Source organism: Mycolicibacterium sp. P4_G11, from assembly GCF_056555145.1.
Genome location: NZ_JBFUJW010000009.1, coordinates 177,119 through 197,020, shown reverse-complemented (window position 1 = coordinate 197,020; position 19,902 = coordinate 177,119). Strand labels below are relative to the sequence as shown.

11 protein-coding genes are annotated in these 19,902 nt (G+C 66.5%); 7 read left to right on the top strand and 4 right to left on the bottom strand.

The genetic code is table 11. The features are described 5' to 3' along the window. Window positions 1-3: 3 nt before the first annotated feature. The 5 genes from AC1U2B_RS20740 (at window position 4) to AC1U2B_RS20720 (ending at window position 13,651) form a co-directional block, all read left to right on the top strand. On the top strand, window positions 4-804 hold the full coding sequence (locus tag AC1U2B_RS20740) for an SDR family oxidoreductase (RefSeq protein ID WP_480218270.1): 801 nt from the start codon (window positions 4-6) through the stop codon (window positions 802-804). A gap of 91 nt (window positions 805-895) precedes the next feature. Continuing rightward, window positions 896-5,389, top strand: a complete 4,494-nt coding sequence (locus tag AC1U2B_RS20735) for an ATP-dependent helicase (protein ID WP_480218269.1) — start codon at window positions 896-898, stop codon at window positions 5,387-5,389. 198 nt (window positions 5,390-5,587) lie between these two features. Beyond that, the gene (locus tag AC1U2B_RS20730; RefSeq protein ID WP_480218334.1) at window positions 5,588-11,089 is read left to right on the top strand and encodes a glutamate synthase-related protein; all 5,502 of its coding nucleotides are present in this window, start codon (window positions 5,588-5,590) and stop codon (window positions 11,087-11,089) included. Further along, complete coding sequence (locus AC1U2B_RS20725) at window positions 11,086-12,828, top strand: sulfite reductase subunit alpha (protein WP_480218268.1); 1,743 nt, start codon at window positions 11,086-11,088, stop codon at window positions 12,826-12,828. The genes AC1U2B_RS20730 and AC1U2B_RS20725 overlap by 4 nt, the downstream gene beginning before the upstream one ends. Beyond that, window positions 12,818-13,651, top strand: coding sequence for a ChuX/HutX family heme-like substrate-binding protein (locus AC1U2B_RS20720; protein ID WP_480218267.1), 834 nt, complete (start codon window positions 12,818-12,820; stop codon window positions 13,649-13,651). Before AC1U2B_RS20725 ends, AC1U2B_RS20720 begins: the two co-directional genes overlap by 11 nt. Before the next feature lie 5 nt (window positions 13,652-13,656). Here the strand turns inward: AC1U2B_RS20720 and AC1U2B_RS20715 are convergent, their stop codons facing one another. Both AC1U2B_RS20715 and AC1U2B_RS20710 read right to left on the bottom strand, forming a co-directional pair. Further along, window positions 13,657-14,895 carry a thiolase family protein gene (locus AC1U2B_RS20715; protein WP_480218266.1) on the bottom strand — a complete coding sequence of 413 codons (1,239 nt, stop codon included), beginning with the start codon at window positions 14,893-14,895 and terminating at the stop codon, window positions 13,657-13,659. A gap of 20 nt (window positions 14,896-14,915) precedes the next feature. Continuing rightward, on the bottom strand, window positions 14,916-15,854 hold the full coding sequence (locus AC1U2B_RS20710; protein ID WP_480218265.1) for a redoxin family protein: 939 nt from the start codon (window positions 15,852-15,854) through the stop codon (window positions 14,916-14,918). A 72-nt stretch (window positions 15,855-15,926) separates the two neighbouring features. Between AC1U2B_RS20710 and AC1U2B_RS20705 the strand changes: the two genes are divergently transcribed. Both AC1U2B_RS20705 and nei2 read left to right on the top strand, forming a co-directional pair. Next, complete coding sequence (locus AC1U2B_RS20705) at window positions 15,927-16,898, top strand: NAD(P)H-dependent flavin oxidoreductase (RefSeq protein ID WP_480218264.1); 972 nt, start codon at window positions 15,927-15,929, stop codon at window positions 16,896-16,898. Further along, the gene (gene nei2 / locus AC1U2B_RS20700) at window positions 16,898-17,680 is read left to right on the top strand and encodes an endonuclease VIII Nei2 (RefSeq protein ID WP_480218263.1); all 783 of its coding nucleotides are present in this window, start codon (window positions 16,898-16,900) and stop codon (window positions 17,678-17,680) included. Before AC1U2B_RS20705 ends, nei2 begins: the two co-directional genes overlap by 1 nt. On the opposite strand, the gene AC1U2B_RS20695 is transcribed toward nei2, so the two are convergent. Together AC1U2B_RS20695 and AC1U2B_RS20690 are read right to left on the bottom strand one after the other, a co-directional pair. Next, on the bottom strand, window positions 17,600-18,727 hold the full coding sequence (locus AC1U2B_RS20695; RefSeq protein WP_480218262.1) for a fatty acid desaturase family protein: 1,128 nt from the start codon (window positions 18,725-18,727) through the stop codon (window positions 17,600-17,602). The two genes, nei2 and AC1U2B_RS20695, sit on opposite strands and share 81 nt — an antisense overlap. Window positions 18,728-18,765: 38 nt before the next feature. Beyond that, window positions 18,766-19,818, bottom strand: coding sequence for a ferredoxin reductase (locus AC1U2B_RS20690; RefSeq protein ID WP_480218261.1), 1,053 nt, complete (start codon window positions 19,816-19,818; stop codon window positions 18,766-18,768). Window positions 19,819-19,902: the final 84 nt, after the last annotated feature.

Genomic DNA, 19,902 nt, shown 5'->3' with positions numbered 1-19,902 from the left:
CCCGTGAAGATCGAAGGTGCGGTGGCTGTGGTCACCGGGGCGGGTTCGGGCATCGGCAGGTCCATCGCGACGGCGCTGGCCGCCGCGGGCGCGTCAGTGGTGGCCGGCGACATCAACGCCGAAGCCGCCGCCGAGACGGCCGCGGGCTTCGGGGGTGTCGGCGTCGGTGCCGATGCCTCGTCGGTGGACGGCATTGCAGCGCTGCTCGACGCGGCCCGCGAGGCGTACGGGCCCGTGGACATCTACGTCGCCAACGCCGGTATCACCGGGGCACCGGGACTGGGCGACGACGAAGCCGCGTGGGACCGCATCATCGACATCAACCTGCGCGCGCACATCCGCGCCGCCAAAGCTGTTGTGCCCGAATGGGTTGAACGCGGCACCGGACATTTCGTCGCCGTGGCTTCGGCCGCCGGCCTGCTCACCCAACTCGGCGCGGCCGGGTACAGCGTGACCAAGCACGCCGCTGTCGGCTTCGCGGAGTGGCTGACCATCACTTACGGCGACCAGGGCATCGGCGTGAGCTGCGTCTGCCCGATGGGCGTGGACACCCCGCTGCTGCGCGGGATGACCGACTCCCCCGACGCCGCGATTCGGGTCGCCGGCAACGCCGTGACCCACGCCGGCAACGTCGTCGGGCCCGATGACGTCGCCACCCTGGTGGTCCAGGCCATCGGACAAGGATCGGCGGACGGCTCCTTTCTCGTCCTGCCCCATCCCGAGGTGCTGGAGATGTACCGGCACAAGGGCGCCGATTACGACCGCTGGATCGCCGGCATGCGCCGCTACCAGCGCACCCTCTGACCTGCGATTTGTGCACGATTTTCCGCGCTGACCGCGGATCTTCGTGCACAAATCGCTCGGGCTTGTCGGTGCCGCCGGGCAGGATGGACACGTGAATCCGCTCGACAGGTTCAGTGACCTGACCCGGGAGTGGTTCTCGGCTGCCTTCAGCACGCCCACCCCGGCTCAGGCACAGGCCTGGCAAGCCATCGCCGACGGGCACAACACGCTGGTCATCGCCCCCACCGGGTCCGGCAAGACGCTGGCGGCGTTCCTCTGGGCCATCGATCAGCTGGCGCAGGAGCCCGACGGCAAGGGCACCCGCGTGCTGTACGTATCGCCGCTGAAGGCGCTCGCGGTCGACGTCGAACGCAACCTGTCCACGCCGCTCACCGGCATCACACGGGTGGCCGAGCGCCTGGGCAAGCCCGCGCCCAAGATCACCGTGGGTGTGCGGTCGGGCGACACCTCCCCGGCGCAGCGCCGCCAGCTGATCGCCAAACCGCCGGACATCCTGATCACCACACCCGAGTCGCTGTTCCTGATGTTGACGTCGGCGGCGCGCGAGACACTGGCGACGGTGCGGACCGTCATCGTCGACGAGGTGCACGCGGTCGCTGCCACCAAACGTGGTGCACACCTGGCGCTTTCGCTGGAGCGGCTGGACCAGCTGACCGCGGCACCTGCGCAGCGGATCGGCCTGTCCGCCACCGTCAAACCACCCGAGGAGGTGGCCCGTTTCCTGTCGGGCGCAGCCCCCACCACCATCGTCAAACCACCGGCCGCCAAGACCTTCGACCTGACCGTCGAGGTTCCGGTGCCCGACATGGCCAACCTCGACGGCGGCACCATCTGGCCCGATGTCGAGGAACGCATCGTCGACCTGATCGAGTCGCACAATTCGTCCCTGGTGTTCACCAACTCCCGGCGGCTGGCCGAACGGCTCACCGCGCGGCTCAACGAGATTCACGCCGCCCGCTCCGGCATCGAGCTACCCAACGAACGGAACCCGCAGATCGGTGGCGGCGCGCCCGCCACCATCATGGCCAGCGGCCAGACCTTCGGCGCACCGAGTCTGCTGGCCAAGGCTCACCACGGATCGGTCAGCAAGGAGGCCCGCGCCCAGGTCGAAGATGACCTCAAGAGCGGCCGGCTCAAAGCCGTGGTGGCCACCTCGAGCCTCGAACTCGGCATCGACATGGGTGCGGTCGATCTGGTCATCCAGGTCGAAGCGCCACCGTCGGTGGCCAGCGGCCTGCAGCGCATCGGCCGCGCCGGTCACCAGGTCGGCGAGATCTCCGAGGGCGTGCTGCTGCCCAAGCACCGGATCGACCTGATCAACTGCGCGGTCACCGTGCAGCGGATGCGCGCCGGCGAGATCGAAACCCTGCAGGTACCCACCAATCCCCTCGATGTGCTGGCCCAGCACACCGTCGCGGCCGCCGCCCTCGAGCCGCTCGACGCCGACCGGTGGTTCGACGCGGTCCGCCGCAGCGCGCCGTTCGCCGCGTTGCCGCGCAGCGCCTTCGAAGCGACAATGGATCTGCTGGCCGGCAAGTACCCGTCCACCGAGTTCGCGGAGCTACGGCCGCGGCTCGTCTACGATCGCGACACCGGAACCCTGACCGCTCGCCCCGGCGCGCAGCGACTGGCCGTCACCTCCGGCGGCGCGATCCCGGACCGCGGCATGTTCACCGTCTACCTGGCCACCGGTGACGAAAAGCCCTCGCGGGTAGGCGAACTCGATGAGGAGATGGTCTACGAGTCGCGCCCTGGCGACGTCATCTCCCTGGGTGCCACCAGCTGGCGGATCACCGAGATCACCCATGACCGGGTACTGGTCCTGCCCGCACCCGGCCAGCCCGCGCGGTTGCCGTTCTGGCGCGGCGACGCCGTCGGCCGTCCCGCCGAGCTGGGTGCCGCTATCGGTGCCTTCACCGGAAAACTGGCCGGACTGACGCGCACCGACTTCGACGAGTACTGCAGCACAATGGGTTTCAACGGCTACGCCACAGACAATCTGTGGCAGCTGCTGGACGAGCAGCGCCAGGCCACCGGCACCGTACCGACCGACACCACCTTCGTGGTGGAACGGTTCCGCGACGAGCTCGGCGATTGGCGGATCGTCCTGCATTCCCCCTACGGACTGCGGGTCCACGGGCCGCTGGCGCTGGCCGTCGGCCGCCGGATCATGGAGCGGTACGGCATCGACGAGAAGCCCACCGCATCCGACGACGGCATCGTGCTGCGGCTGCCCGACACCGGGGAAACCCCGCCCGGCGCAGATATTTTCGTGTTCGACGCCGACGAGATCGAGTCCATCGTCACGGCCGAGGTCGGCGGGTCGGCGCTGTTCGCCTCCCGCTTCCGCGAGTGTGCGGCACGGGCGCTGCTGCTGCCGCGGCGTCACCCCGGCAAGCGGTCGCCGCTGTGGCATCAGCGGCAGCGGGCCGCCCAGCTGCTGGACATCGCGCGCAAGTACCCGGATTTCCCGATCGTGCTGGAGACCGTGCGGGAATGCCTGCAGGACGTCTACGACGTCCCGATGCTCACCGAGTTGATGCGCCGCGTCGCGCAACGCCGGATCCGGATACTCGACGTGCAGACCGCCACACCGTCACCGTTCGCCGCGTCGTTGTTGTTCGGCTACGTCGGGGCGTTCATGTACGAGGGCGACAGCCCGCTCGCCGAACGTCGCGCTGCCGCACTGTCGTTGGACGCCACCTTGCTCGCCGAGCTGCTGGGCCGGGTGGAACTGCGCGAGCTGCTCGAACCCGACGTGGTGGCGGCCACCATCCGGCAGCTGCAGCATCTGACCGAGGACCGGGCGGCCCGCGATGCCGAGGGAATCGCCGACCTCCTGCGGCTGCTCGGACCACTGAGCACCGAGGAACTTCGGCAGCGTTGCACCGCAAGCGATGTCGAGGCCTGGTGTGCCACCCTGCAAGCCGCCAAACGAGCGGTCGCGGTGACCTTCGCCGGGCAGAGCTGGTGGGCCGCCGTCGAAGACATGGGGCTGCTGCGCGACGGCCTCGGGGTCGCGGTGCCGGTCGGAGTGCCGGCCAGTTTCACCGCTGCCGTGTCCGACCCGCTCGGCGAACTGCTCGGCCGCTACGCCCGGACCAACGGGCCGTTCACCACGACCCAGGCGGCCGCCAGGTTCGGCCTGGGCCACCGGGTGACGGCCGATGTCCTGAGCCGGATGGTGTTGGACGGCAAGCTCATTCGCGGTGAGTTCACCGACATCCCGGACAGCGTCGATCAACAATGGTGTGACGCCACGGTTCTCAAGATTCTGCGGCGCCGGTCGCTGGCCGCGCTGCGGGCCCAGATCGAACCGGTCAGCACAGCCGCATACGCGCGGTTCCTGCCCGCCTGGCAGCAGTTCGGCGACGCCCGCGGCATCGACGGCCTGGCGTCGGTCGTCGAACAGCTTGCCGGCGTGCCGATTCCGGCGTCGGCGGTCGAGCCGCTCGTGTTCGGTCAGCGCGTGTCGGACTACCAACCGGCGATGCTCGACGAACTGCTGGCGTCCGGTGAGGTCACCTGGTCGGGGGCGGGACAGATCGCCGGCAGTGACGGGTGGGTCGTCTTCCATCGGGCCGACACCGCGCCACTGTCCCTGGCACCCGGTACGGAGATCGAATTCACCGACACGCATCGCGCGATCATGGAAACCCTCGGCTCAGCTGATGGGCCCGGTGGCGCCTACTTCTTCCGCCAGCTGGCGTCGGAGGACAACGCCGAGGCGAAACAGGCGCTGTGGGAACTGATCTGGGCCGGCTGGATCACCGGCGACACCTTCGCGCCAATACGTGCGCTCCTGGGCAACGCGGGGCGCAAACCCGGCGGCGCGCACCGCCAGCGGCAGCAGCGCCCGCCACGGCTCAGTCGCTACAGCGTCGCCCGGCCGCAGGCCCGCACCGTCGACCCGACGGTCGCCGGCCGATGGTCGGCACTGCCGCCCGCCGAGCCGGAATCCACCATGCGGGCACACTTTCAGGCCGAGCTGCTGCTGAACCGCTACGGCGTCGTCACCCGCGGCGCAGCCGACGGCCTGCCCGGCGGATTCGCCACGCTGTACAAAGTGCTGACGGCTTTCGAGGAGGCCGGGCGCTGCCAGCGCGGATATTTCATCGAATCGCTTGGCGGCGCGCAGTTCGCCGTGGCCTCGACCGTCGACCGGTTGCGTAACTATCTCGACAGCGTCGACCAGAGCAGCCCTGACTACACCGCCATCGTGCTGGCCGCCACCGATCCCGCGAACCCCTACGGCGTCGCGCTCCCATGGCCCGAGGTGGCCGGCCACCGGCCAGGTCGCAAGGCGGGCGCGCTGGTGGCGTTGGTCGACGGCGAGTTGGTGTGGTTCCTGGAACGCGGCGGAAAGTCGTTGTTGTCGTTCGATGCGACCCCGGATCAACAACGTGCGGCGGCCGGCGCGCTGGCCGACCTGGTGAGTGCGGGGCGCTTGCAGTCGCTGCTGATCGAAAAGGTCAATGGGGAGCCGGTATTGGCCCCTACCCCCGACGCCGCGCAGGCGCAGGTCCATGCGGCGCTGGCCGGCGCCGGTTTCTCCCGCACGCCGCGCGGGCTGCGGCTGCGCTGATCCGATGGGTCGAGTTGGATCTCTCTAGATCCTGCAAGCTCACGGTCCACTGCTTACGATGTGATGAGCTCGGAAATCATCGGCCGGCGTCCCACACGCCGGTCGGTGTGACGAGCGTCGCCATCAGTCGACCTACCGTCTAGTTAGGTTAGGCTAAGCTGGTTGATTGCGTCGGCTGCCGGCCTGGCCGCGCCGGCCATGGCGGGTCGCTCAACGACGAGAACCCACGGGACACGCCGGTATGCGGCTGAAGGGTTTGAGGAGACGCGATTGCCCGGACTGTACGACCCGGATCAGGACAAGAGCAGTTGCGGTGTCGGCTTCTTGACCCGGAAGGACGGCGTCCAGACTCACGACGTCATCCGCAAACTCCACGAGGCGTTGTGCGCCGTACCGCACCGCGGCGGCATGTCCTCCGAAGGCGTGGGCGACGGCGCAGGCGTCAACCTCGATCTGTCACTGCGATTCTTCGCCGAACTCACCAATCGGTCCGACCTACGCCTCGGCCAGTTCGGCGTGGGCAACTTCTTCCTGCCGAATGATCCCGCCCACCATGACGAGGCCGAGGCGGTTGTCGAGAAGGCGCTCCTTGACCAGGGTTTCGAAATTCTGCTCAAGCGCGATGTCCCCGTGGATGATTCCGCAATCAGGGCCGCCGCGACGAAGTATCAGCTCCCCATCCGGCAGTGGGTGTTCCTGTCGGATTCGGATCGCAAGATCCACGATGCCCTCATGGCCATCGAAGCGATCGCCTACACCCGCCCCGAACTGCTTGGCCTGTACCCGCTTTCGTTGAGCGCACGCACGCAGGTGCTCAAGGGCCGGCTCAACTCGAACGAGGTGGTGCCCTACTTCCGCGATCTGTCCGATCCGCGGATGGAGGTGCACTCCATGTTCTTCCACACCCGCTTCTCCACCAACACCGCGCCCAATGCCACCATGGCCCAGCCATTCCGGTTGATGGCCCACAACGGCGAGCTCAACACCGACAAGAAAAACCGGCTCTCCGACAACGCGATCGCACGGGCTCACAACCGCGCCATCATCCGTCCCGCCGGACAGTCGGACAGCTGCCGGCTCGACCAGACGCTGCAGCACCGGGTGCTCGAGGACGAACTGGACCTCGTCACGGCCGTGGTCGCCATGATGCCGCCGGCGTGGGAGAACGACACCACACTGTCGCCTGAGGTCCGCGCCATGCTCGAGTACTTCAGCCTCTACGAGGAGAAGAACGACGGTCCTGCCGCACTGATCTTCGGCGACGACCGGTTCATCGGCGCGCGCCTCGACCGCTTGGGACTGCGCCCGCTGCGCACCGTGGAGACCGCCGAGTATCTGGGCGTCATGTCCGAAGCCGGGCAGGTGTACTTCCCGCCGGAGGAAGTGATCAAACGGGGCCGCATCGAAGCCGGCGGAATGCTGTACTACGACCACAAAGAGCAGCGGTCGTACGGCTCCACCGAAGCCCTGGAAATGCTTGCTGCACAACATGATTATCCGGCCATGCTGGCGCGGGCCCGGGTCAACCTGGCCGACCTGCCCGCGGTGCCGCCGGAAAACCAGCTCTCCCCCGCCCGGTACAACGGCGACCTGAACCGCTATCAGCGCTATGTCGCCTATTCCATGAGCCAGGAAGATTTCAAGTTCCTGATGGACCCGATGCTGGCCACCGGGCAGGAGAAGATCTCGGCGATGGGTTACGGCGCCGCGATCAACGCGCTGTCCAACCACGAAGGCGGTATTGCCCGGTATTTCTCACAGCGGTTCGCTCAGGTCACCAATCCGCCGCTGGACAGCATCCGTGAAGCCGACGGCATGACACTGCGGGTGGCACTCGGCGCCAAGCCGGGTAGTGGCGGCATACCGGCGCCGCAGATCGTCATCCCGTCTCCGATCCTGTCGCACCTGGACATGCTGATGATCCGCGACCAGAGCCACACCCCGGTGCGGGTATTCGGCATGCGATACCGAGTGGCCCTCGATGGCGGGCAGTACAACGCCGACGTTCTGGTGCACGCGATCGACAAGCTGTGCGATGAGGTCGAGGCGTTCGCGCGCGAGTCGGGCGGCATCGCCGTCATCTCCGACCGTCACGTCGAAGGTGCCCGGGCGCCAATGCCTCTCACCATCGTGGTTTCGGCCATCAACCAGCGGCTCATCGAAGAAGGCCTGCGGCTGCGGGTGTCGCTGATCGCCGAGAGCGGCCAACTGGCGTCGTCGCATCACATCGCGACGGTGCTCGGGTTCGGCGCGTCCGCGGTGTATCCGCTGACGGTGCAGATGCGCGCCGAGGAGAAGTTCGGCCCCGACGAGCAATCGGTTGCCGCCGCCTACAAGCGTTTCGCCAAGGCGGCGGAGAAGTCGTTGATGAAGACCATGGGCCGCGTCGGCCTGTGCACCGTCGAAAGTTACATCGGCGGTGAGTTTTTCGAGCCCAACTACCTCGACACCGCAGGGCCGGTGCTCCGCAAGTACTTTCCGAACGTCACCGCGGTCGTCGGCGGCGTCGGCTTCCGTACGCTGTCCGACACCTCGGCTGAGTGGCATAACCGCGCCCTGCAGGTCAGCACCGAAAAAGACCTGCCGCTGCTCGGCCTGTTCAAGGAACGGGCGGAAGGCGCCGGGCACTCGTACGGCACCACGGCCGTGCGGGGATTCGTCGACATGACCGAGGAATCCATCGCATTCGACGACGCTGCGCGGCCCAATAATGCCGACATGGCCGACCCGGTGTTCCTGCGAACGCTGCCATTGAACCAACTCGAAGGTGCGTTCGGCCTGAACGACGAAGCCTACCGCAACAACAGCTTTGAGGAACTGACGCCGCGGGCCATCAACAGCTTCGACATCACTCCCGGCTACCGCAGTTTCGTGTTCGCCATGAACGACGAACGTGCCCGCCGGCCTGCAGCTCTGCGCGATGTGCTGGCGTTCCCCGCCGACGTCACTTTCGCCACCACGGCGGACGAATTCCGTTCCGAGATGGGCAAGTTCGCTCGCTTCGGCAACAACTCCTACCTGGTGCGCGGTCTGACGGTGGACCGGATGGGAGACGAGTTCACAATCCGACTGAGCCACTCACCGGAGCGACTGCACGCACTGGCGGACTCGTTGGTGCAGCGGTTCGGTGAGGAAATCATCGACCACCGGATCGCCGACGACCGGCTGTGGCTCGTCGCTCGCGCGAGAGCTCGGCATTTCCTGGGAATGACGCAGACCGCGCCGGAAGCGATTCCGCTGGATTCGGTCCAACCGGCCGATGAGATCGCGGCCACGCTCACCTCCGGCGCCATGAGTCACGGTGCGCTGGTGGCGAACGCCCACGAGGCCGTCGCGCACGGCACCAACATGGTGGGCGGTCTGTCGAACTGCGGTGAGGGCGGCGAGCACATCAGCCGCTACGGCACCATCCGCGGCTCCCGCATCAAGCAGTTCGCCTCCGGCCGCTTCGGCGTGTGGGCCGGCTATCTGGCCGATCCGATGCTCCGCGAGCTGGAGATCAAGATCGGGCAGGGCGCCAAACCCGGTGAGGGCGGCCAGCTTCCGGCCCCCAAGGTGACGGTACAGATCGCGGCCGCCCGCGGCGGCACCCCCGGCGTCGAGCTGGTGTCGCCACCGCCGCACCACGACACGTATTCGATCGAGGACCTGGCGCAGCTGATCCACGACTGCAAGGCCGCACGCGTGCGGGTGATCGTCAAGCTGGTGTCGAGTGAAGGAATCGGAATCATCGCCGCCGGTGTCGCCAAGGCCGGCGCAGACGTCATCAACGTGGCCGGCAACACCGGTGGCACCGGCGCGGCCGCCGTCACGAGCCTCAAATACGCGGGCCGCTCGGCGGAGATCGGCGTCGCCGAAGTGCATCAGGCCTTGGTGGCCAACGGTATTCGGCAGAAAGTCATCCTGCGATGTTCAGGCGCGCACCAAACCGCCAGTGACGTGATCAAATCGGCGCTACTCGGAGCGGACAGCTACGAGTTCGGCACCACCGCCCTGATGATGCTCAAGTGCGTCATGGCGAAGAACTGCAATATCAAATGCCCGGCAGGCCTGACCACCAACGCCGAGGCGTTCGAGGGCGATCCTCGTGCCTTGGCGCAGTACCTGCTCAACATCTCCCATGAAGTCCGCGAAATTCTCGCCACGCTCGGGCTGCCGTCATTGCAGCATGCCCGCGGCCGCAGCGACCTGCTACACCTGCTGGATCACCCGTCGAGTATCGGCCAACTCGATCTGCGGGCAGTGCTCGCCCCCGCAGAGGGTTTCGTCCCCGAAGACCCGATCTACATGGAACGGGACTACTCCGTCGACGACTCGTTTCTGGCCCAGCTCGACCTGGCCGGCGTCGCGATGGAACCGGTGACGCTGACCAACCGGAACAAGAGCGTCGGCGGACAGCTGGCGATCGACATCGAGCGCATGCTCAACCACGAGGGTGCCGATGGTCCGGCGGTGGCGACCGACGACCGCGGCCGCCGCTTCCTGAAACCGGACAGCGTCGTCATCACCACGTCCGGATCGGCCGGACAGAGCTACGGCGCGTTCTGCAACGATGGAATGCTGTTGACGCACACCGGAACCTGCAACGACGGCGTCGGCAAGAGCGCCTGTGGCGGCACCATTGCGGTGCTGTCCCCCGGCGGCGGATCGGACGAGCCCGGCGGCAACGTGCTGATCGGTAACTTCGTTCTGTTCGGCGCATCGGGCGGCCGGCTGTTCGTCGCAGGTGAGGCTGGTGACCGGTTCGCCGTGCGTAACTCCGGCGCCACGGCAGTGGTCGAAGGCGTCGGCGAATTCCTCTGCGAGTACATGACCAACGGCGCGGTGTTCAACATCGGCGAGTTCGGCAAGGGTGTCGCCAATGGCATGAGTGGCGGATTCCTCTACCAGTTCGACCCCGACGGTCAGCTGCCCTCGAAGGTCAGTGCCGACTCGGTGGTCGTCGCCCCGATAGCGGAGGCGCCGTTTCACGAAGCGACGGCACTGACTCTGCTGCAGTGGCATGCTGAGGCCACAGGTTCGGCGAAAGCGCGGCGGCTGCTTGACGATTGGCACGTCACCCGCCAGCACGTGGTGTACGCCATGCCGCGGGCACTGCTGCAGTACCAGGACGCCGACGCAATCCTGGCGGCCAAGACCCGCAAGGAACTGCTCGACGAACTGGCCACTGCGCTCGCCGGCTACCAGGTGGCCAAATTCAAGCGGTCCTACCGCAACAACGAAACAGTGCTCGGCGGTGCGGTACCCGGGTACGGCGATACCGACACCGAGGAGATGTACGCGCTGCTCAACACCTACACGGTGCTGCACATGGCTCAGCAACTCGCCATGTCTCGCACCCCCGGGGTGGCTGACGTGACCGATCCACGGATCGGAAAGACTGTGCGCAACTTGGTGCTCACCGAGGATTTCTTCCTCATCCAGAAGCTGCAGCGCTACGCCCGCGAGGCCATCGACGGGTTCAGCGACGAGGACCTCGCGGTGTTCGTCGCCAACAAGCGGATCAACGACTACAAGGAGGCGCTGGCCCAACGCAATGTGCTGTCCATGGACAGTCCCGGCACCTACGGCTGGATTCTGTACCAAGATGCGAAGAACGTCGAGAAGATCGGCCGACTGCCGTCCTTCGAGGAACTGTTTGCCGCACAATCTGTCCCGGATGTCGCCGCCTCGTTCGACTCCCTGGAGAGCGCACAGTGAAGATCGCCTACATTCCCGAAGACGCCCCGTTCAGCGGAGACCAGCGTGCCTGGATCTCCGGCTTCCTGGCCGGTCTGCATTCCCGACTGGCGATCAATGTCGCTGCCCCGCCGCCCGTGGTCGTCGGTGACCAACCGGCCTCGCTTCCGCAGCTGCGTATCCTGTACGGAACCCAGACGGGCAACGCCGAGGGCGTCGCCAATGATGCTGCGGCAGCGGCCAAGTCACAGGGTTTCGACGTCAAGGTCAGCGGACTCGACGAGATCGAACTGGGCGAGTTCGCCGGCCTGAAGTTCGTGCTGATCGTCACCTCGACCTATGGCGAGGGCGAGATGCCCGACAATGCCGAATTGTTCTGGGAGGCCCTGTCGGCGTCGACGGCACCGCGGCTGGAGGGTGTCTCGTTCGGTGTACTGGCCCTCGGCGACACCGGCTATGACGCCTTCTGCCAGGCCGGCAAGCTGTTCGACATGCGCCTGGAGCAACTCGGCGCGACCCGCGTCGTCCCGCGCACCGACTGCGACGTCGACTACGAGGCACAGGCCGCCGACTGGATTCAGAGTGCACTGATGGCGCTGGTGCCGACATCCGGTGCCAGTGGGCGCCCGTCGGCGCCGCCGCCCAGTGCGGTCGCGCGCTCCGGATGGACGCGGAAGAACCCGTTCGTCGCGGCGTTGGCGCTCAACCGCTTGCTGTCGGGCTCGGGTTCGGACAAGGAGATCCGGCATTACGAATTCGCCTTGGCGGACAGCGGTATCGAATACGAGGCCGGTGACGCGCTGGCCGTGCTGCCGCAGAACAATCCTGCTCTGGTGGAGGCTATCGCCGAGCATTTCCGGGTGTCCGTCGACACGATGGTCGACGGCGAGCCGCTGAGCGAGCTCCTTGGTAATCGCTACGAAATCAGTTCTCCATCAAAGGATTTGCTCGGCGAGGTGGAAAGCCGCGCCGAAAACGAAGAACTGTCGCATGTGCTGCGCGGCGGCGTGAAGGAGAGACTGGACCGCTGGCTGTGGGGCAAGGACATCCTCGACGTGCTGCGCATCGCCGGCGACGACCTGGGCGTCGAAGAATTCGTCGGATTGCTCAAACCCCTTCAGCACCGGGCATATTCGATCTCATCGAGCGCGCTCGCGCATCCTGATCGTATCCACCTGACGGTGGCCAGCGTGCGCTACGAAATGGGCGGGCGCATGCGCGGCGGCGTGTGCTCGACGTTCCTGGCCGACCGCAGCGAGACGGCGAAAATCTTTCTGCAACCGAACAAGTCGTTCCGAGTACCGGCCGATAACGACGTGCCGATGATCATGGTCGGTCCAGGCACCGGCATCGCACCATTCCGGGCGTTCCTGCAAGAACGCGAAAAGCGCGGTGCCGGCGGCCGCAACTGGCTGTTCTTCGGCGACCAGCATCGCGCGGACGACTACGTCTACGAAGACGAACTGACGGCGTGGCAGGCCTCCGGTCTGCTGGACCGGCTGGACCTGGCATTCTCGCGCGATCAGAGCGAGAAGGTCTATGTGCAGCACCGGATGCGCGAAAACGGCAAAGAACTGTTCGGCTGGCTCCAGGACGGTGGCCACTTCTACGTCTGTGGCGACGCGTTACGGATGGCCAAAGATGTCGACCAGGCACTGCACGATGTGGTCGCCGAACACGGCGGACTCGATCATGACGCCGCCACTGACTACGTCAACGAACTCAAACGCGAGAAACGGTACGTGCGCGATGTGTACTGACGGTCGACGATGCCCGAACTGCCCCGCACAACGGCTCGCGGCCGGCAGCCGCGCACTGGCCGAAGCGCTGCCCGCGCTGGGCACGGTGGTCTCGGTGACCGCCAATGATGCTGCGCTACTGTCGCAGACCGGCGAGTACGGCGCGGTCGCGCACCCCGGTGAAGCGCTCGTGTACAACGAGGATCGGATCGGACTACGGATCTCGCCCAGTGTGGTCGGGTACCGGAGCTCGCGGGCACTGACACTGCTCGACGACTTCGGCACGCACCGCGCCTATCTGACACCGTTGACGGACCAGCTTGTGGTGGAGGCACTCTCGACTACACCGGCCGATGCATCGGAGCCTGTCTCGCCGGTCGACTGGGGTGCGGTCAACTGGGACGACACCGACCAACTCGACCATCTCGACGATCTGTCGCACGCGCGCTACCAGGTGCTGCCATTTCAGGGCGCCCGGCGGATTGTTCCTGCAGTGGTTCCTCACCTCTTGGCGTATCTGGTGTCCGAGGGGCTGGGTTTCACGGTCGCTGTGCGCGGCGGCGGGTGCGTGCAGCTACACCGCGGCCGGGCGTCGATGGCAGATGGGGCGAACCAACATTTCGCGGTGATATTCGGGGCAGCACGATATGCCGTTGACCCCGTGCAGCTTTCGGAATGCTGGGTGACCCGCGCGCATGGCATATCCGGGCCGACGTCAGCGATCGAGCTGTACGACCACAGCCGCCACTGCGTGACGGTTCTGACGCAGACCGGAGCGGTGTGCGAGCATGTCCGGAAAGCCTGGGAAGCCATGGTGGCATCGTTGCCGACCTGCGAGGACTAGAAAGCTCAGGCAGCAGCAGGGTTTTCGATCACAATCGCGACGCCCTGACCCGAGCCGACGCAGACGCCGATGGCCCCGTACCGCGCGTTGCGCTCGCGCAGTTCGGTGGCCAGGGTCAGGACGTACCGGGCCCCGGTGGCGCCGAACGGATGGCCGATCGCCACGGCGCCTCCGTTGGGCGTGAGCTTCTCGTCGGGAACGACGAACCCGTCGAGCTGGTTCGGCAGTTCCCGCAGCACTCCGAGAGCCTGCGCACTGAACGCTTCATGGACTTCCCAGACGTCGATCTGCTCGGGCGTCAATCCTGCACGTTTGATCGCCAGGGGCAGCGCCCACGCCGGCGCGAGACCCATGAACAGCGGATCGATCCCGTACACCGCCGAGGACACCACCCGTGCCAACGGCTCGACGCCGAGTTCTGCCGCCCGCTCCCCCGACGCCAGGACCAGGGCGCTGGCGCCATCGGTCAGCGGCGTCGAGTTGGCAGCGGTCATCTGCGTGGTGCCCGGTTGCGGGCGCAGGGCCGCCAGTTGCTCGGCCGTGGTTTCGTCGCGGATGAATTCGTCATGTTCGAACAGCCTTGCCGGGGATTTCTTCGTCGCGGCGATCTGGACCGGCATGATCTCCTTGGCCAGGCGCCCGGAATCACGCGCCGCCTTGGCATTTCGCTGCGTCCGCAGCGCAAACGCGTCGATCTCCTCGCGCGTCAGGCCATAGCGATCAGCCACTTTCTGCGCGGTCTCGATCATGCTGATGTACGCGTTGCGCGCCAGCAGCGCCGGGTTGGGTGGGCCGCCGGCGCCGGCCCACATGGTGTCGAGCAGGATGACCGGCCCGCGCGGCGCGAAGGCCGCGTCACCTTTCATGTAGGCCCAGCCCGATCGTGACATCGACTCGACACCGCACGCGATACCGACGCCGAGGTCGCCGGCCTTGATGGCATGCGCGACGTTGATCGTGGCACTCAGCGACGACCCACAGAACCGGTTGATGGTCGTCCCGGCCACCGTGTCGGGAAATCCGGCGGCGAGCGCCGCCCAGCGGGCGATGTCGCCCATTCCCTCGTGCGCGGGATTCACACAGCCGGCAATGACGTCCTCGATGGCTCCGAGATCGACGCCGACGCGCTCGCACGCACCCTTCATCGTCATGCCGAGGAGGTCGTCGGTGCGGATGTGCGACAGCGAACTGCCGTACCGCGCAAATGGAGTGCGGACACCACCAAGCACAAATGCTTCTGTCATCAACCGTCTCCCGCTCGATGTCAAAGCGAGCGTAACCAGTCGAGCACCTGCTGCGCGTGGGTATTCGGCGGGAAGATCGGATAGAAGACGTGCTCGATCCGGCCATCCCGGATCACCATGGTCAGGCGGGTGTAGAGCCGCGGGTGCCCGTCGGCGGCGAAAGTCGGGAGCCCCAACTCTTCTGCCAGTGCGAAGGTCTCGTCCGACAGCATGTGGAACGGCAATCGCAGGCGCCGCACCACTTCCGCCTGATAATCGACATCCTGGCTCGATAGTCCCCAGACGTGGTTCGCACCAGCGGCTTTCAACTCGGCGAAGTGGTCGCGGAAGTCGCACGCCTCGGTCGAGCAACCCCGCGCGCCGGGAATCGCATCCCAGCCCTCGGGGAGGTCGGCACCAGGACGACCGGTCAGCGGATACAGGTACAGAATCGTCCGTCCCGCCGGCAGATCACTCAGCTGAACCTCACCGCCGCCACTCGCCGGCAACATGATGTCGGGCATCGCAAGCCCGACCAGATGGTCAGCCGCACCGTCGTTTTCGGGGACAGGCAGGCCGGTGGGAAGCGTCGTGAAATCGGTCAACGGATCATCCTTCGTGTCGAATGCTCGGCATGCAGCGGCGTCGAGCCGCGCCGCGAGGTCCTGCCGCCGCTGTGTCAGCGACGCAATGGTCTCGTCCAGAACCGCGATGCTGTCCCGATAGGCCGCAAGCGACTCGGGGCACTCATCGCTGTGTTCATGTCCGAGGCGAAGACAGTCGATGAATGGGCCGGCCTTCGACGGGGCGATGCCGACGGCAGCGAGCGCACGCACCTCGCTCACGACCTGCACGTCTTCCTCGGAGTAGTCCCGGTACCCGTTACCCAGGCGCGACGGATCGAGAAGACCGAGCTGCTCGTAATACCGCACGGCCTTGGTCGACGCGCCCGTTCGCCGGGCCAGTTCAGAAATCTGCATGTTCAGTCCTCGGCACCGAGGGTAAACATTGCCACCAGGGGCAAGGTCAAACCCGAGTCATAGAGTGAAACCATGGCGCTGCACACCCCGCTGACCGAGCTGTTCGGCATCGCCCATCCGATCGTCCTGGCCCCGATGGGCGACGTATCCGGTGGCCGGCTGGCGGCGGCGGTGTCCGAAGGGGGCGGACTGGGCCTGATCGGCGGCGGTCGTGGTGACCTCACCATGCTCGCCGCCGAATGCCAGTTGGCCGCCCAGGACACCGAAAAGCCCTGGGGTATAGGTCTACTCACGTGGGCTGTCAATCGGGAGATCATCGATTGGGTCATCGCCCGACGACCCGCCGCCATCATGCTGTCGTTCGGTGACCCGGCCCCATTTGCCGAGGCCATCCATGACGCGAACATCCCACTGATGTCCCAGGTGCACACCCTCGACGAAGCCAGACAGGCCCTCGACGCGGGGGTGCAGGTGCTGGTGGCGCAGGGCAGAGAGGCCGGCGGCCACCACGGCGGCCGGTCGACGCTGCCGTTCGTTCCCGCAGTGGTCGACCTGGCGCACGGCACCCCGGTGCTGGCGGCGGGCGGCATCGGCGACGGCCGCGGTCTGGCGGCGGCACTGACTCTCGGTGCCGCGGGCGCCATGATCGGCACCCGGTTCGAAGCCACCCACGAGTCGCTGCTCAGCGCCGCCGAGTCGAAGGTCATGCTGAAGGCGACGGCGGAAGACACCACCACCGGCCGCGCCATCGACATCGCCGCCCGGCCCCTCGAAACGCGGTGGCCGGCCCAATATCCGGCGCGGACGCTGCGCAGCGTCTTCACCGACCAATGGCAGGACCGGGACGCCGAACTGGAAGCGGATCCCAAGGCACAAAAGGAGTTCCGCGACCGGGCGGCCAAGGTGGATCTGGACTACGTCCCCATCTGGGCCGGCGAAGCCCTCGACCTGATCGACGAGCTCGAACTGGCCGCTCCCCTGGTGCAGAAGATCGCCCATGATGCCGAACAAGCTCTGACCCGAGCCCACACCTACATCCGCTGATGCCCGAAGGCGACACCGTCTGGCATACCGCAGCAGTCCTCCGCGAGGCACTGCAGGGAAAGACGCTGACGCGCTGCGACATTCGCGTCCCGAAATTCGCGACCGTCGACCTCAGCGGACAACAGGTCGACGAAGTGCTCAGCCGCGGCAAGCACCTGTTCATCCGCACCACCGGGGCCAGCATCCACTCGCACCTCAAGATGGAGGGCAAGTGGCAGGTCAACACCAGGCCGAGAAGGCCCGACCACAAGACCAGGATCATTCTGGAAACCAACGACATTCAAGCGGTGGGCACCGAGCTCGGCACCTTGGAGATTCTCGAAAGAGACCACGACCAAGACGTCGTCAAATACCTCGGACCGGATCTCCTTGGCCCGGACTGGGATCCGCGCACAGCAGCCCAGAACATCACCCAGGACCCGGAACGTCCACTGCACGAAGCGCTGCTCGACCAACGCAATCTGGCCGGCGTCGGCAACGTCTATGCCAACGAGCTGTGTTTCATCGTCGGCCGCCGCCCCACCGCCCTGGTCAGCACCGTGAAAGACCCGCTGCGACTGGCGCAGCGGGCCCGGGACATGTTGTGGTTGAACAGAAACCGGTGGAACCGGACTACAACGGGTGATACCCGACCCGGCCGTCAACTCTGGGTGTACGGCCGGGCCGGGCAGGCGTGTCGCAGGTGCGGGACGCTGATCGAATCAGGCGACCGAGACCGGCTCGCGAACCTCGGGAACCTCGCTGACCGGATCACCTTCTGGTGCCCGCTTTGTCAGCCATGAGTCCGGCAGGGCCAGGCGGCAGATCTTCTTGACCACCGAGAAGAACTGCGTGTGGAGCGGGCCGGAGTTGTAGGGCAGGTCGTACTTCTCGCATAGCGCCTGGACCTCCGGCGAGATTTCCGCGTAGCGGTGCGCCGGGATGTCGGGGAACAGGTGGTGCTCGATCTGGAACGAGAGGTTGCCGCTGAAGATGTGGAACCACTTGCCGCCGGACAGGTTTGCCGAACCCAGCAGCTGGCGGTAGTACCACTGGCCGCGGGTCTCCGCCTTGGTCTCCTCGATGGTGAACTCGTAGGTGCCCTCGGGGAAGTGACCGCAGAAGATGATGGCGTACGACCACACGTTGCGCATCAGGTTGGCGGTCATGTTGCCGGCGAACACGAACGGCAGGAACGGTCCGGCGAGCAGCGGGAAGGCGACGTAGTCCTTCAGCGTCTGGCGACTGACCTTGGCCCACATCTCACGCAGCATGTCCTTCTTGTCCCGCAGCTTGATCTCGCCGGAGCGGATCCGCTCGGTCTCCAGCTCGTGCAGCGCGACGCCGTACTGGAAGAACACCATCAGCAGGAAGGCGTAGACCGGGTTGCCTAGGTAGTACGGGGTCCACTTCTGGTCTTCGCTCATCCGCAGCACGCCGTAGCCGATGTCGCGGTCCAGGTCGACGACGTTGGTGTAGGTGTGGTGCATGTAGTTGTGCGAGTGCCGCCACTGGTTGGACGGGCAGGCCGAATCCCATTCGAAGTTCTGGCCGCGCAGCGCCGGGTCGCCCATCCAGTCGTACTGGCCGTGCATGACGTTGTGGCCGATCTCCATGTTGTCGAGGATTTTCGACAGGCCGAGCATCACGGTGCCGACGGGCCACGCCGGGGGTAGGAACAGCAGCGCACGGCCACCGATCTCCAGCTTGCGCTGCATGGCGATGATGCTGCGGATGTAGTCGGAGTCACGGTCGCCGAGGTCGGCGAGGTGGCGCTCGCGGATGGCGTCGAGCGCGCGGCCGAAGTCGTCGAACTGCTCGGGAGTCAGGGTGTTGGGACGTTGAGCCATGGGTTCGTCTCCTTGAGTGCGTGGGCTGGTGGGGTGGTTCAGAGATCGATCTGGACGTCGCCGCACGGGGCGGTCACGCAGATTTCGATGATTTCGTCGGGGGCGGTCGAGACCGCGCCGGTGATCAGGTTCTTCACGGGGCCGCTGATCTTCGTGCGGGTGCAGGTGTGGCAGATACCCATCCGGCAGCCGCTGGTCGGGTTCAGGCCGGCGGCTTCGGCCTGCTCGAGGATGGAGCGACCGTCGTCGACGATGTCGACTTTGCTCTCGGTGAAGGCGATGTTGCCACCCGACGCCTCTGTCGGGACGGCGATGACCGGGGGCACGAAGCTCTCGGACTGGGCACCCGGCAGCAGGTCCTTGACCGCGTCGACCAGGGCCGGCGGGCCACAGACGAACACGGCGTCGGGGTTGGGCATTGCGGCCGCCAGGTGGTCCGGCCCGAAGTGGCCGCTCAGGTCACCGCGGTTCGACCGGGTGAAGCTGTGCAGCACCTTCACGCCCGGGGTGGCCGCCAGCTCGGTGGCGTAGGCAGCCTCTTCGGGGTTGCGGGCGTAGTGGATGAACGCGACCTCGCCGTCGTAGTTCTCCTCGCGCAGGGTGCGCAGCATCGACAGCACCGGCGTGATGCCGCTGCCGCCCGAAACCAGCAGGATGCGACGCGGTCGGACGGCCGGCATCACGAAGTCGCCGCCGACGGAGTCGAGGTGGACGACCATGCCGGGCTCGGCGTGCTCGTACAGGTGGGTGGAGACCAGGCCGCCGTCGTGCAGGCCGACGGTCAGCTCGATGACCGGGCTGCCCTCCGAGTTGGCCGGCGAGTAGCACCGGGTGCGGCGGCGGCCGTCGATCTCGACGGTCAGGTTGATGTGCTGGCCGGCTTTGAAGCCCTGCCAGGCGTCGTTGGGCTGCAGCGTCAGGGTCACGCTGCGCGGCGTCTGCCGACGGACCGCGACCACCTTGGCGCGGGCATCGTTGACAGTCCAGGTGCGGTCGAAAACCTCGGTGTACCGGTCCACGCCGTGCGGGCCGGTGAGGATGCCAACCAGGGCGGAGCGCCGAACTCGGCGGCTCAAAGTTTCGGTGAACATGTGTACACAGTGACCGATTCCAAGCGTTCGCGTCAAGACTTAAAGCGCAGGTTGTTGCTGGGATCACACAGTGAACATCCGTAT

Bases quoted from the DNA above. Each gene is read 5' to 3' on its own strand.
- AC1U2B_RS20730 (WP_480218334.1), top strand. From the start codon at position 5,588: ATGGCGGGTCGCTCAACGACGAGAACCCACGGGACACGCCGGTATGCG.
- AC1U2B_RS20720 (WP_480218267.1), top strand. From the start codon at position 12,818: ATGTGTACTGACGGTCGACGATGCCCGAACTGCCCCGCACAACGGCTC.
- AC1U2B_RS20715 (WP_480218266.1), bottom strand. From the start codon at position 14,895: ATGACAGAAGCATTTGTGCTTGGTGGTGTCCGCACTCCATTTGCGCGG.
- AC1U2B_RS20710 (WP_480218265.1), bottom strand. From the start codon at position 15,854: ATGCAGATTTCTGAACTGGCCCGGCGAACGGGCGCGTCGACCAAGGCC.
- AC1U2B_RS20705 (WP_480218264.1), top strand. From the start codon at position 15,927: ATGGCGCTGCACACCCCGCTGACCGAGCTGTTCGGCATCGCCCATCCG.
- nei2 (WP_480218263.1), top strand. From the start codon at position 16,898: ATGCCCGAAGGCGACACCGTCTGGCATACCGCAGCAGTCCTCCGCGAG.
- AC1U2B_RS20695 (WP_480218262.1), bottom strand. From the start codon at position 18,727: ATGGCTCAACGTCCCAACACCCTGACTCCCGAGCAGTTCGACGACTTC.
- AC1U2B_RS20690 (WP_480218261.1), bottom strand. From the start codon at position 19,818: ATGTTCACCGAAACTTTGAGCCGCCGAGTTCGGCGCTCCGCCCTGGTT.